The following is a 14,520-nucleotide window of genomic DNA, read 5'->3' on the forward strand; positions in this document are numbered from 1 at the left end:
GCGACCTCAGCCGGGCCGCTTGCCCAGCAGTGCGTAGAAGAATCCGTCGTGCTCACCGGAGGGATTCTCGCGGACGCCGCCGCCTTCGCCGGCATCGCCCGGCAGCAAATGCCCCGGAGACGGCATCAAAACGGCATCGCTGTTGTTCGCAAGAAACGCCTGCACCTGCTCGTCGCCCTCCGCGCGGAAGACCGAGCAGGTGCAGTAGAGCAGCCGCCCGCCCGGGCGCAGCAGCGGCCACAGGGTGGCCAGCAGGCGGGCCTGCTGGGCGGCCAGCTGCGCGATGTCCGCGGGCCGGCGCAGCCACCGCACGTCCGGATGCCGGCGCACGATGCCCGAGGCCGTGCACGGCGCGTCCAGCAGGATCGCATCGAACGGCTCTCCCCCGCTGGCCTGCTGCCACCATGCCTCCGGCCGCCCCGCATCGGCCACCAGCACCTGCGCCTGCAGGCCCAGCCGTTCGAGCGTCTCGCCGATCCGGGCACTGCGCACGGGATCGATCTCCAGCGCCGTCACCTGCACCGGCGATGCAGCCCCCGCCTGCTCCAGCAGGTGGGCCGTCTTGCCGCCCGGCGCCGCGCAGGCGTCCAGCACGCGCAGCGGCCGCGCCGTGTCGAGCCCTTCCAGCAACAGCGGCGCCGCCTGCTGGGCCGCCAGATCCTGCACGGACACCCACCCCTGCCCGAACCCCGGCAGGCGCTGCACCGGCTGCGGCGCATCCAGCACCAGCCCCACGTCCGTCACCACCGTGGCCGCCAGCCCCTCGGCCTCCAGCGCCGCCGCATACGTGGGCATGTCCACCTTCCGGCGGTTGATGCGCAGGGCCATCGGCGCGTGGCTGTTGTTGGCCCGCAGGATGCGCTCCCAATCGGCAGGGTGGTCCCGGCGCAACCGCTCGATCCACCAGGCCGGATGGTTCCATCGCGCGACGGGGTCGCCGTCGGTCGCGGCGACCAGTGCATCGCGCTCGCGCAGGAACCGGCGCAGGCAGGCGTTCACGAAGGCGGCCTGCCCGCGCGTCGCGGCATGGCGCTTGGCGGCCTCCACGGCCTGGTTCACGAGCGTGAAGGGTTCATAGGCCGCGCCGTCCGGCTGCCAGCCCAGCGCCAGCGTCGCGCACAGCAGCGCATCCACGCGCGGCTTCGGTCGCCGCGGAGCGAGTTGCGCACGCAGCGCCTCGGCGCGGCCGAGGTACCGCAGCACGGTGAAGAACAGCGCCTGCACGCCCGCACGCAGCGACGGCTCCACCGCGGCCAGCGCCGCCGTGCCCGACTGCCCCGCACGCACGGCCATCAGTGCGTCCACGACGCCATCGAGCTGCCGCCACAGCGGAATCGCGCCCGCGGAATCCGGGCGGCGGGCGGGAGGGGGCGGACGAGATGGGGTCATAAAGGAATGGAAGTGAACCGGAAAGAACGTGAACCCTCGGAGCGGTTCACACGGGCCAGCGAAGGGGAAGGACCGCGTGCGCCGCTCTCAGAGCGCCTGCGCCGCGTGGAAGCCGAACAGCCAGGCCAGCAGCCGCGCCGGGAACTGCCGTATCGCGGTGTTGTAGGCGGCCACGGCATCGTTGAACTGCCCCGTGGCCAGCGCGCTCTGCGCCCACAGCTCCTGCCAGCGCTGCTCCCACAGCGCCAGCGCGTCGTCGTCCGGCGCTGGCGCCGGCACTCCCACGGGGGCCCGGGGCCCCTTCCTGCCCCGCGGGGCCCTGCCGGGCGCTTCCCGCGGCTCCCGTGCGGCACGCACCATCGTCGTCCAGGCCGTGCGCAGCACCTCGCGCCCCGCGCTCAGCGCGGCCGCGCCCCCGGCATCGAGCGGCCGGGCACGCGCCACGGCCAGGCAGGCGCCGAACTGCGTCGTCGCCGCCCACAGCGCCGTGCGGGCTTCCGACTGGCCGGGCGGCGCCGGGCTCTGCGCGGCCTCGTATTCGCCCATCATGCCCATCACGCGCACGAAATGCACGTCCAGGCCACCGAAGGCCTGGATGGCGGCCGAGCGCAACCGCACGAGCCGGTTGTATGCGCCCACCGCCCAGAACAGCAGCACCGCCAGAAGAATCCAGGTCGTCAGCATGGCCCACCGTATCCACGTCCCCTGCGGCGGCCACGGCCATGGCCGCGCGGGAACGTGAAAAAAAGAAAAAAGGAAAAAGGTCGAAGGAAAAAAGAAGGCCAGGGGATACCCCTGGCCGGTCCATGTGAAAAAACGCTCCCGGCCTGCCGTGCCGGCAGAGCGGGAGCGTGGCAGCGGGCCCGGGGAGGCCCGCCGGAGCACCGGGATTACTCGGCCGAGCCGTTGTCCACGCCGGAGTTCTCGACTTCCGAAGCCTCTTCCGGCACCGTGGTCTCCATCTCGGCGGCTTCGGCTTCGGCGATGGCGCGGCGCTCGGCGTCGTCCATGGCTTCCTTGGCCTTGCGCGCCTGGTGGTAGGCCAGACCCGTACCCGCCGGGATCAGGCGGCCCACGATCACGTTTTCCTTCAGGCCACGCAGCTCGTCGCGCTTGCCCATGATCGCAGCCTCGGTGAGCACGCGGGTCGTTTCCTGGAACGACGCGGCCGAAATGAACGAATCGGTGGACAGCGACGCCTTCGTGATCCCCAGCAGCACGTTGCTGTAGGTCGCGGGGATCTTGTCCTCGGACTGCAGCTGCTCGTTGGTGTTGAGGATCTCCGAACGCTCGACCTGCTCGCCGGCGATGTAGCCCGACTCGCCCGGGTTCTCGACCACGACGCGGCGCAGCATCTGGCGAACGATCACCTCGATGTGCTTGTCGTTGATCTTCACACCCTGCAGGCGGTACACGTCCTGCACTTCGTCGACGATGTAGCGCGACAGCTCCTCGATGCCCAGCAGGCGCAGGATGTCCTGCGGATCGGCCGGGCCGTCGACGATCAGTTCGCCCTTGTTCACCACCTGGCCTTCGTGGACCAGCACGTTCTTTTCCTTGGGCACCAGCTCGTCCCAGACCTTGCCGTCCGGATCGGTGATCTGCAGGCGCACCTTGCCCTTCGTTTCCTTGCCGAAGGACACCGTGCCGGTGATCTCGGCCAGCATGCCCTTGTCCTTGGGCGAACGGGCTTCGAACAGCTCGGCCACGCGCGGCAGACCGCCGGTAATGTCACGGGTCTTCTGGCCTTCGACCGGGATACGGGCCAGCACTTCGCCGGGGCCCACGTCCTGGCCGTCGCGCACCTGGATCAGCGCGCCCACCTGGAAGCCGATCGTCACCGAGTGGTCGGTGCCGGGGATCTTCACTTCCTGGTTCTGCGCATCGATCAGCTTCACCTGCGGACGCACCACCTTCGCGGAGCCGCGGCGCTTCGGATCGATCACCACCAGCGTGGACAGACCCGTCACGTCATCGACCTGCTTGGCGACCGTGAGGCCTTCCTCGACGTTCTCGAACTTCACCTGGCCGGCGAATTCCGTGATGATCGGTCGCGTCAGCGGATCCCAGTTGGCCAGGATCGTGCCGGCCTTGACCGTCTGGTCGGCCTTCACCGTCAGCGTGGCGCCGTACGGCACCTTGTGGCGCTCGCGCTCGCGGCCATGCTCGTCCTGGATGATGACTTCACCCGAACGCGCGATGACGACCAGCTCGCCCTTGCTGTTGGTCACGTAGCGCATCGTGGCGTTGAAGCCGATCACGCCGTTGGACTTGGCTTCCACGGTCGAGGCGATGGCAGCGCGCGAAGCGGCACCACCGATGTGGAAGGTACGCATCGTCAGCTGCGTGCCGGGCTCGCCGATCGACTGCGCGGCGATCACACCCACGGCCTCGCCGAGGTTGATCAGGCCGCCGCGGCCCAGATCGCGCCCGTAGCACTTCGCGCACAGGCCGTAGCGGGTCTCGCAGGTCAGCGCGGTGCGCACCTTCACCTCGTCCACGCCCGCGGATTCCAGCTCCTCGAGGGCATCCTCGTCGAGCATCTGGCCGGCCTTGGCAAGCACGGCGCGCGTTTCGGGGTGCAGGATGTCGTCCGCCGTGGTGCGGCCCAGCACGCGGTCGCGCAGGGACTCGATCACCTCGCCGCCTTCAACGATGGCGCGCATCACCGAACCGTTCACGGTGCCGCAATCCTCTTCGGTCACCACCAGGTCCTGCGTCACGTCCACCAGGCGGCGCGTCAGGTAACCGGAGTTGGCCGTCTTCAGCGCCGTATCCGCCAGGCCCTTACGGGCACCGTGGGTGGAGATGAAGTACTGCAGCACGTTCAGGCCTTCACGGAAGTTCGCCGTGATGGGGGTCTCGATGATCGAGCCGTCCGGCTTCGCCATCAGGCCACGCATGCCGGCCAGCTGGCGGATCTGCGCGGCGGAGCCACGTGCGCCCGAGTCGGCCATCATGTAGATGGCGTTGAACGACTCCTGGTTCACTTCCTTGCCGTGGCGGTCGGTGGTCTTCTCGACCTTGAGCTGGTCCATCATCACCTTGGACACGTCGTCGCCGGCCTTGCCCCAGATGTCCACCACCTTGTTGTAGCGCTCGCCGGAGGTCACCAGACCGGAGACGTACTGCTGCTCGATCTCCTTCACCTCGGCTTCGGCGCGTGCCAGGATGTCCGCCTTCTGCGGGGGCACCAGCATGTCGTCGATCGCCACCGAGAAGCCGGCGCGCGTCGCCAGGCGGAAGCCGTTCTGCAGCAGCTTGTCCGCGAACACCACGGTTTCCTTCAGGCCGCACTTGCGGAAGCTCACGTTGATGAGCTTGGAGATTTCCTTCTTCTTCAGCGACTTGTTGATGTTGCTGAAGGGCAGGCCCTTGGGCAGGATCTCGGACAGCAGCGCACGGCCGACGGTCGTGTCGACCAGCGAGGTCGAGGGCACGAATTCGCCGGTGGCCTTGTCCTTGGTCCATTCGGTCAGGCGCACGCTGATGCGGGCATGCAGCTCCGTCTGGCCGGCATCCAGCGCGCGCTGGACTTCGCCCGTGTCGGAGAAGATCAGGCCCTCGCCCTTGCCGTTGATCTTGTCGCGGGTCGCGTGGTAGAGACCCAGCACCACGTCCTGCGAAGGCACGATGGAGGGTTCGCCCGATGCGGGGAACAGCACGTTGTTGGAGGCCAGCATCAGCGTGCGGGCTTCCATCTGCGCTTCCACCGACAGCGGCACGTGGACGGCCATCTGGTCACCGTCGAAGTCGGCGTTGAAGGCCGCGCAGACGAGCGGGTGCAGCTGGATGGCCTTGCCTTCGATCAGGATCGGCTCGAAGGCCTGGATGCCCAGGCGGTGCAGCGTCGGAGCCCGGTTCAGCATGACCGGGTGCTCCTTGATGACCTCTTCCAGGATGTCCCAGACCACCGGCGTGCCGGATTCGACTTCCTTCTTCGCGGCCTTGATGGTCGTGGCGATGCCCATCTGCTCGAGGCGCGAGAAGATGAAGGGCTTGAACAGCTCCAGGGCCATCAGCTTCGGCAGGCCGCACTGGTGCAGCTTGAGCGTCGGGCCCACGGTGATCACGGAACGGCCGGAGTAGTCGACGCGCTTGCCCAGCAGGTTCTGGCGGAAGCGGCCGGACTTGCCCTTGATCATGTCGGCCAGCGACTTCAGCGCGCGCTTGTTCGCGCCCGTCATCGCCTTGCCGCGGCGGCCGTTGTCCAGCAGCGAATCGACGGCCTCCTGCAGCATCCGCTTCTCGTTGCGCGCGATGATCTCCGGAGCCTTCAGCTCCAGCAGGCGGCGCAGGCGCGAGTTGCGGTTGATGACGCGGCGGTACAGGTCGTTCAGGTCGGAGGTCGCGAAGCGGCCGCCGTCCAGCGGCACCAGCGGACGCAGGTCCGGCGGCAGCACGGGCAGCACGTCCAGCACCATCCACTCGGGCTTGATGCCCGACTTCTTGAACGCCTCCAGCACCTTCAGGCGCTTGGCGTTCTTCTTCACCTTGACTTCGGAGCCGGTCAGGTCGCCGCGCAGCTTCTCGATCTCCAGATCGATGTCGATGCCTTCGAGCAGGTCCTTGATGCCTTCGGCGCCCATCTTGGCGATGAACTCGTCGCCGTATTCCTTGCGCTTCGCGTCATGGTCGTCCTCGGACATGATCCCGAACTTCTTCAGCGGGGTCATGCCGGGGTCGGTCACCACGTAGGCTTCGAAATACAGCACGCGCTCGATGTCGCGCAGCGTCATGTCGAGCACCAGGCCCAGGCGCGACGGCAGCGACTTCAGGAACCAGATGTGCGCGCAGGGCGCGGCCAGGTCGATGTGGCCCATGCGCTCGCGGCGCACCTTGGTCTGGGTCACTTCCACGCCGCACTTCTCGCAGATCACGCCGCGGTGCTTCAGGCGCTTGTACTTGCCGCACAGGCACTCGTAGTCCTTGATCGGGCCGAAGATCTTGGCGCAGAACAGGCCGTCGCGCTCGGGCTTGAACGTGCGGTAGTTGATCGTCTCGGGCTTCTTCACCTCGCCGAAGGACCAGGAACGGATCTTCTCGGGCGACGCCATGCCGATGCGGATGGCATCGAAATGCTCGTCCGGCGTGAATTGCTTGAACAGGTCGAGTAGAGACTTCATAAACCCTATCTCCTAGTACTTAAGAACGTTCCAGTTCGATGTCCAGGCCCAGGGAACGGATTTCCTTGACCAGCACATTGAACGACTCGGGCATGCCTGCCTCGATCGCGTGTTCACCCTTGACGATGGACTCGTACACCTTGGTACGGCCCTGCACGTCGTCGGACTTCACGGTGAGCATTTCCTGCAGCACGTACGAAGCGCCATACGCTTCCAGCGCCCACACTTCCATTTCCCCGAAACGCTGGCCGCCGAACTGGGCCTTGCCGCCCAGCGGCTGCTGCGTGACGAGCGAGTACGGACCGGTGGAACGGGCGTGCATCTTGTCGTCCACCAAGTGGTGCAGCTTCAGGTAGTGCATGTAGCCGATGGTCGTCGGGCGCTCGAAACGCTCGCCCGTGCGGCCGTCGTACAGGTACGCCTGGGTACGGCTGTCCGTGAGGCCCTTGCGCTCCTTGATGTCGTCCGGATAGGCCAGCTTCAGCATGTCCTTGATCTCGGCTTCCGACGCGCCATCGAACACCGGCGTCGCGTACGGCACGCCGTTGGTCAGGTTGTCGGCCATGGCCATCACCTCGTCGTCGCTCAGCTTCGACAGGTCTTCCTTGCGGCCGCGCGAGTTGTAGACCTCTTCGAGGAACGTGCGCATTTCGGCCGCCTTGGCCTGGTCGCGCAGCATGTCGCCGATGCGCTGGCCGATGCCCTTGCCGGCCCAGCCCAGGTGGACTTCCAGCACCTGCCCGATGTTCATCCGCGAAGGCACGCCCAGCGGGTTCAGGACGATGTCGGCAGGCGTGCCGTCGGCCATGTAGGGCATGTCCTCGACCGGAACGATCTTCGACACCACACCCTTGTTGCCGTGGCGGCCGGCCATCTTGTCGCCGGGCTGCAGGCGGCGCTTGACGGCCAGGTACACCTTGACCATCTTCAGCACGCCGGCCGGCAGCTCGTCGCCCTGCGTGAGCTTCTTGCGCTTCTCTTCGAAGGCCAGGTCGAAGCTGTGGCGGGTCTGCTCCAGCGCGTTCTTGATCGACTCCAGCTGCGCGGCCACCTCGTCCTCGGCGGGACGGATGTCGAACCAGTGGAACTTCTCGACGGAGGCCAGGTAGGCCTTGTCCAGCTTCGTGCCCTTGGCCAGCTTCTGCGGGCCGCCGTTGGCCACGCGGCCGTTCAGCAGCTTCTCGATACGGTCGAACGCGTCGGCCTCCACGATGCGCAGCTGGTCGTTCAGGTCCAGGCGGAAGCGCTTGAGTTCATCGTCGATGATCTGCTGGGCGCGCTTGTCGCGCTGGATGCCTTCGCGCGTGAACACCTGCACGTCGATCACGGTGCCCGAGGAGCCCTGGTCCACGCGCAGCGAGGTGTCCTTCACGTCGGAAGCCTTCTCGCCGAAGATCGCGCGCAGCAGCTTCTCTTCCGGCGTCAGCGTGGTCTCGCCCTTCGGCGTGACCTTGCCCACCAGCGTGTCGCCGGGCTGCACTTCCGCACCCACGTAGATGATGCCGGACTCGTCCAGGCGGTTCAGCTGCTGCTCCGACAGGTTCGGGATGTCGCGCGTGATTTCTTCCGCGCCCAGCTTCGTGTCGCGGGCCATCACCACCAGTTCCTCGATGTGGATCGAGGTGTAGCGGTCTTCGGCCACCACGCGTTCGGAGATCAGGATCGAATCCTCGAAGTTGTAGCCGTTCCAGGGCATGAACGCGATCAGCATGTTCTGGCCGATGGCGATCTCGCCCAGGTCGGTGGAGGCACCGTCCGCGATCACGTCGCCCTTGGCCAGCACGTCGCCCTTCTTCACGATGGGGCGCTGGTGGATGTTCGTGTTCTGGTTGGAACGCTGGTACTTGATGAGGTTGTAGATGTCCACACCCACTTCACCGGCCACGGCCTCCGCGTCGTTCACGCGCACCACGATGCGGGTCGCATCCACGTAGTCCACGATACCGCCGCGGTTCGCCGTCACCACCGTGCCGGAGTCCACGGCCGCCACGCGCTCGATGCCGGTGCCCACCATGGGCTTTTCCGGACGCAGCACGGGCACGGCCTGGCGCGACATGTTGGCGCCCATCAGTGCGCGGTTCGCGTCATCGTGCTCCAGGAACGGCACGAGCGAGGCGGCCACCGACACGATCTGCGCGGGCGACACGTCCATGTACTGCACGCGCTCGGCGGACAGCAGCGTGGATTCACCCTTTTCGCGGGCCGACACCAGGTCGCCGGTCAGGCGGCCTTCGGCATCCAGCGTCGCATTCGCCTGGGCGATGACGTACTTGCCTTCCTCGATGGCCGACAGGTAGTCGATCTGGTCCGTCACCTTGCCGTCCACCACGCGGCGGTACGGCGTCTCGATGAAGCCGTACTCGTTCAGGCGGGCATACAGGGCCAGCGAGTTGATCAGGCCGATGTTCGGACCTTCGGGCGTTTCGATGGGGCAGACGCGGCCATAGTGGGTCACGTGCACGTCGCGCACTTCGAAGCCGGCGCGCTCGCGCGTCAGACCGCCCGGGCCGAGTGCGGACACGCGGCGCTTGTGGGTGATCTCGGCCAGCGGGTTCGTCTGGTCCATGAACTGCGACAGCTGCGACGCACCGAAGAACTCCTTCAGGGCCGCGGAAATCGGCTTGGAGTTGATCAGGTCGTGGGGCATCAGCGGCTCCTGCTCGGCCTGGCCCAGACGTTCCTTCACGGCCTTCTCGATCCGTGCCAGGCCCGTGCGGTACTGGTTCTCGGCCAGCTCGCCCACGCAGCGCACGCGGCGGTTGCCCAGGTGGTCGATGTCGTCGACTTCGCCCTTGCCGTTGCGCAGGTCCACCAGGATCTTCACCACGGCGAGGATGTCCTCGTTCGACAGCACCATCGGGCCGGTCGATTCGTCGCGGCCGATCTTGGCGTTGAACTTCATGCGGCCCACGCGCGACAGGTCGTACGTGTCCGGGTTGTAGAACAGGCGCTGGAACAGGGCCTGCACCGCGTCTTCCGTCGGCGGCTCGCCGGGGCGCATCATGCGGTAGATGGCCACGCGCGCGGCGAACTCGTCCACCGTTTCGTCGATGCGCAGCGTCTGCGAGATGTACGCGCCCTGGTCGAGTTCGTTCGTGTAGATGACCTGCAGGTCCTTGATGCCGGCGGAGCGCAGCTTCTTCAGCAGCGCTTCGGTCAGCTCTTCGTTGGCCTTGGCCACGATCTCGCCCGTGTCGCCGTCCACCACGTTGCGTGCCACCACGCGGCCGATCAGGAAGTCTTCCGGCACGCTGACGTGCGTCGTGCCCGACTGCTCCAGCTCGCGCGTGTGGCGGGCCGTGATGCGCTTGTCCTTGGCGACGACGACCTTGCCGGCCTTGTCGGTGATGTCGAAACGCGCCACTTCGCCCTTCAGGCGGTCGGCCACGAATTCCATCTGCGCGCCGCTGTCCATCAGGCGGAAGTTGTCGTTGACGAAGAAGTTCGCCAGGATGGACTCGGGGTTCAGGCCGATGGCCTTCAGCAGGATCGTGACCGGCATCTTGCGGCGGCGGTCCACGCGGAAGTAGAGGATGTCCTTCGGATCGAACTCGAAGTCCAGCCACGAGCCGCGGTAGGGGATGATCCGTGCCGAGAACAGCAGCTTGCCCGAGCTGTGGGTCTTGCCCTTGTCGTGCTCGAAGAACACGCCGGGCGAGCGGTGCAGCTGCGAGACGATCACGCGCTCGGTGCCGTTGATGATGAACGAGCCCTTGTCGGTCATCAGGGGCACCTCGCCCATGTAGACCTCCTGCTCCTTCACTTCCTTCACCACCTTGGACTGCGACGTCGAGGACTCGCGGTCGTAGATGATGAGCTGCACCTTGGCACGCACGGCCGAGGCGAAGGTCAGGCCGCGGGTCTGGCATTCGCGCACGTCGAACGCCGGCTTGGCCAGGTTGTACTCCACGAACTTCATCTCGACGAAGCCGTTGTGCGAGACGATCGGGAATGCGGCGTCGAAAGCGGCCTGCAGGCCTTCATTGGTGCGTTTCTGGGGTGCCCGGTCCGCTTGGAGGAAAGCGGTGTACGCGTCCTTCTGCATCTGCAGCAGGTACGGCACTTCGAGCACGCTGTCGCGGCTACCGAAGCTCTTGCGGATGCGCTTGCGTTCGGTATAGCTGTACGTGGATGTTGGGGCCATGAGATCTCCGGGCAAAGACATGAGTCCTGGGTCTTCGACGAGTGCCCCACAAGGGGCGTTGCCTTGCGGGCTTGGCGGTTGGCCACTACCAACCATGGCGGACGGCGATGCGTTGCACATCGCCCGAACCAAGGCGTCTTCTGTTGTCGGGTTGTCAGAAGACACTAGAAAGCAGGCGGATCGGGCGGCCGGGGGCCGCTCCTGCTTTCTGGTGCGCTCTGTCGAGATTGCGCCTCTCAGAAGCGCGGAAAGGCTGGAGGCCCTTTTCGGAGCCTCCAGCCTTGCCAAAGCAGCCGAATTACTTGAGTTCGGCCTTGGCGCCGGCTTCCACCAGCTTCTTGACAGCGGCTTCGGCGTCGGCCTTGGCGATGCCTTCCTTGACGTTCTTGGGAGCGCCGTCCACCAGGTCCTTGGCTTCCTTGAGGCCCAGGCCGGTGATTTCGCGCACGGCCTTGATGACGGACACCTTGTTGGCGCCGGCTTCGGTCAGCACGACGTTGAACTCGGTCTTCTCTTCGGCAGCAGCAGCGCCGCCGGCAGCGCCGCCGGCAGCAGCGGGAGCGGCCATGGCGGCAGCGCTCACGCCGAACTTCTCTTCAATGGCCTTCACCAGGTCATTGAGTTCCATCACGGACATGCCGTCCAGGGCGGTCAAGAATGCGTCTTTATCGAATGCCATAATTTTTCCTAACAATTGGTTGTAAAGAGGGGGACGATTCTGCAAACCTCAAGCGGCTGCAGCTTCGCCTTCGCCTTTCTTTGCGGCCAGAGCGCCCAGCACCACGGCGGTGCGGGAGATCGGCGACATCAGCAAGCCACACAGCTGGGCCAGCAGCACTTCCTTGGAAGGGATGTTGGCCAGTTGCTTCACGCCGTTCACGTCCAGGGCCTTGCCTGCGAAGGCGCCGCCGCGAATCACCAGCTTGTCGTTGGTTTTCGCGAAATCGGCCACCACCTTGGCGGCGGCCACAGCGTCTTCGGAGAAGCCATAGATCAGAGGACCGGTCATCTGGTCAGCCACCACGTCGAACTGGCTGCCAGCCACAGCACGGCGGGCCAGGGTGTTCTTCAGAACACTCAGGCTCACGCCCTTGCTGCGGGCGTCAACGCGCAGTTTGGTCATGTCGGCCACCGTGATGCCACGGTATTCCGCGATCACGAGCGTTTGAGCTTTTGCGGCGAGGCTGGTCACTTCGTTGATGACCGCTTCTTTCTCACTGCGATTAAGACTCAAGGTCTACTCCTTCATATGCGCACTCGGGGAACCCCTCGTGCGCGCTCTTGTTGCAGCGACCAACTGTTTCGGAACTGAATTCCATCTGCAGCGGGATCGCCATCTGCGCTGGCTCCGTGGATTTAAATGCAGCCGGGGCTGCACACCAGCGGTCTTGGATGGCCCGGCACATCGCTGTGCCGGCCCACCACCGAGGCACCTTGCGGCGCCTCAAGATCTCGTGTTGGCGTCAGGCCGCCGAGATGGATTGGGTATCGACGCGGACGCCGACGCCCATCGTCGAGGACACGGCCACCTTGCGCAGGTACTGGCCCTTGCTGGTGGCGGGCTTCGCCTTGTTCAGGGCTTCGATCAGCGCCACCAGGTTGCCCTGGAGCTTCTCGTTGTCGAACGAACGGCGACCGATCGTGCTGTGGATGATCCCGGCCTTGTCGACACGGAACTGCACCTGGCCGGCCTTGGCGTTCTTGACGGCCGTGGCGACGTCGGGCGTCACCGTACCCACCTTGGGGTTCGGCATCAGGCCGCGCGGGCCGAGGATCTGGCCCAGCGTACCCACGACGCGCATGGCATCGGGAGCGGCGATCACCACGTCGAACGGCATGTCGCCGGCCTTCACTTGGGCAGCCAGGTCGTCCATGCCGACGATGTCCGCGCCGGCGGCCTTGGCTTCTTCCGCCTTGGCGCCCTGGGCGAACACGGCCACGCGGGTCGTCTTGCCGGTGCCGTTCGGCAGCACCACGGCGCCACGCACCACCTGGTCCGACTTCTTCGCATCGATGCCCAGCTGCACGGCCACGTCGATGGACTCATCGAACTTGGCGGTAGCCGCTTCCTTCACCAGCACCACGGCGTCGGCGAAGGGGTACAGCTTCGTGCTGTCGATCTTGCCTTGCAGGGCCTTTTGCTTCTTGGTCAGCTTAGCCATTTACAGACCCTCCACCGTAACGCCCATGGAACGGGCAGAGCCAGCCAGCGTGCGGACGGCAGCGTCCACGTCGGCGGCGTTCATGTCCTTCAGCTTGGTCTTGGCGATCTCTTCCAGCTGTGCGCGGGTGATCTTGCCGACTTTCGTGCTCAAGGCGTTGGCGGAACCCTTTTCCAGCTTGATGGCCTTCTTGATCAGGGTCGTCGCCGGGGGCGTCTTGATGATGAACGTGAAGCTCTTGTCCGCGAAGGCCGTGATGACCACGGGCAGCGGCAGACCGGGCTCGACGCCCTGGGTCTGGGCGTTGAACGCCTTGCAGAACTCCATGATGTTCAGACCACGCTGACCCAGCGCGGGACCGATCGGAGGAGAAGGATTGGCCTTCCCTGCCGGCACTTGCAGCTTGATAAAGCCGACGATTTTCTTCGCCATAGCGACTCCTTACGGGTGATAGCGCCTTGGAAACAGGCTCCCCGGGGTTGATGACTCCACTTCTGTGCGCCGAGTCAGGAAAAGCGCAGGATGCACCCTGGGGTGCGGATCAGGTTTTTTCGACCTGACCGAATTCGAGCTCCACCGGGGTGGAGCGGCCGAAAATCATGACGGAGACGCGCACGCGGCTCTTTTCGTAGTTGACTTCCTCGACCGAGCCGTTGAAGTCGGCGAACGGGCCTTCCTTCACGCGGACCAGCTCGCCCACCATGAATTCGACCTTGTGGCGCGGCTTGTCCGTGCCTTCCTGGATCTGGTTGACGATCTTCTGGACCTCGTCCTCGGAGATAGGCGCGGGACGGTTCTTGGCACCGCCCACGAAACCCGTCACCTTGCTGGTGTGCTTCACCAGGTGCCAGGTGTCGTCGTCCATCACCATCTCGACGAAGACGTAGCCGGGGAACAGGCGCCGCTCGGTCGTCTTGCGCTGGCCGTTCTTCATTTCCACGACCTCTTCGGTCGGGACGAGGATGCGGCCGAACTTGTCCTGCATGCCCGCGCGGTGGATGCGCTCCGTGATGTTGCGCTCCACGGCCTTCTCCATGCCCGAATAGGCATGGACGATGTACCAGCGGAGGTCCGGGTTGGCAGAGGACGTGGGGGCCGGTGCGGGAGACAGGTTGTGGTCGACGGCGTCACTCATGTTATTTCCTCCAGCCCAGAATCAGATCGTACAGAACCCACTCCAGCGTCTTGTCGGTGAACCACAGGAAGAGGGCCATCACCAGCACGAACGCGAAGACATAGGCGGTCATCTGCAGCGTTTCCTTGCGGGTGGGCCAGACGACCTTCTTGACTTCCTTCCAGGCGTCCTTCGCGAAGCCCGTGAAGCGGCGGCCCGACTCGGACACTGCGAACACGGCGGCAGCGGCGATGATCGCGACGATGAGGATCGCCCACTGGACCAGCACGCCCTGCTTGGCCAGCAGGTAGAAGCCGGCAATGCCCGCCACCAGCAGGGCGACCACCAGCGCCAGCTTGGCCTTGTCTGCCCCTGTGCTCACAGTTTCAATTTGCGGAGACGCTGCCATTCTTCACATTCCGGTTGCAACTTGTGCCTTCACAAGACACGGAAGCCCGCCAGAGGTCTGGCGGGCTTTTTTTATGCCAGGTGACTGGCAGGGGCAGTAGGAATCGAACCTACAACCTTCGGTTTTGGAGACCGACGCTCTGCCAATTGAGCTATACCCCTATGACTCCTGATCAG

The 14,520-nt window shown here is 65.6% G+C and carries 10 protein-coding genes and 1 tRNA gene; all 11 read right to left on the minus strand.

Going from position 1 to position 14,520, the window contains the following annotated elements; translation table 11 throughout:
* Nucleotides 1-6: 6 nt before the first annotated feature.
* Complete coding sequence (gene rsmB, locus Q9R47_RS21430; protein ID WP_311235143.1) at nt 7-1,389, minus strand: 16S rRNA (cytosine(967)-C(5))-methyltransferase RsmB; 1,383 nt, start codon at nt 1,387-1,389, stop codon at nt 7-9.
* An 87-nt stretch (nt 1,390-1,476) separates the two neighbouring features.
* Nucleotides 1,477-2,073 carry a LemA family protein gene (locus Q9R47_RS21435; protein ID WP_311235144.1) on the minus strand — a complete coding sequence of 199 codons (597 nt, stop codon included), beginning with the start codon at nt 2,071-2,073 and terminating at the stop codon, nt 1,477-1,479.
* 206 nt (nt 2,074-2,279) lie between these two features.
* Nucleotides 2,280-6,515, minus strand: a complete 4,236-nt coding sequence (rpoC, locus tag Q9R47_RS21440) for a DNA-directed RNA polymerase subunit beta' (protein WP_311235145.1) — start codon at nt 6,513-6,515, stop codon at nt 2,280-2,282.
* Between the two features lie 19 nt (nt 6,516-6,534).
* Nucleotides 6,535-10,659: a DNA-directed RNA polymerase subunit beta gene (gene rpoB, locus Q9R47_RS21445; protein WP_311235146.1), complete on the minus strand. Its 4,125-nt coding sequence runs from the start codon at nt 10,657-10,659 to the stop codon at nt 6,535-6,537.
* A gap of 298 nt (nt 10,660-10,957) precedes the next feature.
* Nucleotides 10,958-11,338, minus strand: coding sequence for a 50S ribosomal protein L7/L12 (gene rplL, locus Q9R47_RS21450; RefSeq protein WP_311235147.1), 381 nt, complete (start codon nt 11,336-11,338; stop codon nt 10,958-10,960).
* Between the two features lie 48 nt (nt 11,339-11,386).
* Nucleotides 11,387-11,893 (minus strand): 50S ribosomal protein L10, encoded by a 507-nt coding sequence (gene rplJ / locus Q9R47_RS21455; RefSeq protein ID WP_011797539.1) that lies wholly within the window; start codon nt 11,891-11,893, stop codon nt 11,387-11,389.
* A gap of 229 nt (nt 11,894-12,122) precedes the next feature.
* Nucleotides 12,123-12,821, minus strand: coding sequence for a 50S ribosomal protein L1 (rplA, locus tag Q9R47_RS21460; protein WP_311235148.1), 699 nt, complete (start codon nt 12,819-12,821; stop codon nt 12,123-12,125).
* On the minus strand, nt 12,822-13,253 hold the full coding sequence (gene rplK, locus Q9R47_RS21465; RefSeq protein WP_311235149.1) for a 50S ribosomal protein L11: 432 nt from the start codon (nt 13,251-13,253) through the stop codon (nt 12,822-12,824).
* 109 nt (nt 13,254-13,362) lie between these two features.
* The gene (gene nusG / locus Q9R47_RS21470) at nt 13,363-13,956 is read right to left on the minus strand and encodes a transcription termination/antitermination protein NusG (RefSeq protein WP_311235150.1); all 594 of its coding nucleotides are present in this window, start codon (nt 13,954-13,956) and stop codon (nt 13,363-13,365) included.
* 1 nt (nt 13,957) lies between these two features.
* Nucleotides 13,958-14,344: a preprotein translocase subunit SecE gene (secE, locus tag Q9R47_RS21475; protein WP_311235151.1), complete on the minus strand. Its 387-nt coding sequence runs from the start codon at nt 14,342-14,344 to the stop codon at nt 13,958-13,960.
* Between the two features lie 85 nt (nt 14,345-14,429).
* A tRNA-Trp gene (locus Q9R47_RS21480) sits at nt 14,430-14,505 on the minus strand.
* Between the last annotated feature and the right edge of the window lie 15 nt (nt 14,506-14,520).

The organism is Acidovorax sp. PRC11 (genome assembly GCF_031844105.1).
In the GTDB taxonomy this organism is placed as follows: domain Bacteria; phylum Pseudomonadota; class Gammaproteobacteria; order Burkholderiales; family Burkholderiaceae_C; genus Paracidovorax.

Coding starts and splice junctions, on each gene's coding strand:
- rplL (WP_311235147.1), bottom strand. CDS start 11,338: ATGGCATTCGATAAAGACGCATTCTTGACCGCCCTGGACGGCATGTCC.
- rsmB (WP_311235143.1), bottom strand. CDS start 1,389: ATGACCCCATCTCGTCCGCCCCCTCCCGCCCGCCGCCCGGATTCCGCG.
- secE (WP_311235151.1), bottom strand. CDS start 14,344: ATGGCAGCGTCTCCGCAAATTGAAACTGTGAGCACAGGGGCAGACAAG.
- Q9R47_RS21435 (WP_311235144.1), bottom strand. CDS start 2,073: ATGCTGACGACCTGGATTCTTCTGGCGGTGCTGCTGTTCTGGGCGGTG.
- rpoC (WP_311235145.1), bottom strand. CDS start 6,515: ATGAAGTCTCTACTCGACCTGTTCAAGCAATTCACGCCGGACGAGCAT.
- rpoB (WP_311235146.1), bottom strand. CDS start 10,659: ATGGCCCCAACATCCACGTACAGCTATACCGAACGCAAGCGCATCCGC.
- rplK (WP_311235149.1), bottom strand. CDS start 13,253: ATGGCGAAGAAAATCGTCGGCTTTATCAAGCTGCAAGTGCCGGCAGGG.
- rplA (WP_311235148.1), bottom strand. CDS start 12,821: ATGGCTAAGCTGACCAAGAAGCAAAAGGCCCTGCAAGGCAAGATCGAC.
- nusG (WP_311235150.1), bottom strand. CDS start 13,956: ATGAGTGACGCCGTCGACCACAACCTGTCTCCCGCACCGGCCCCCACG.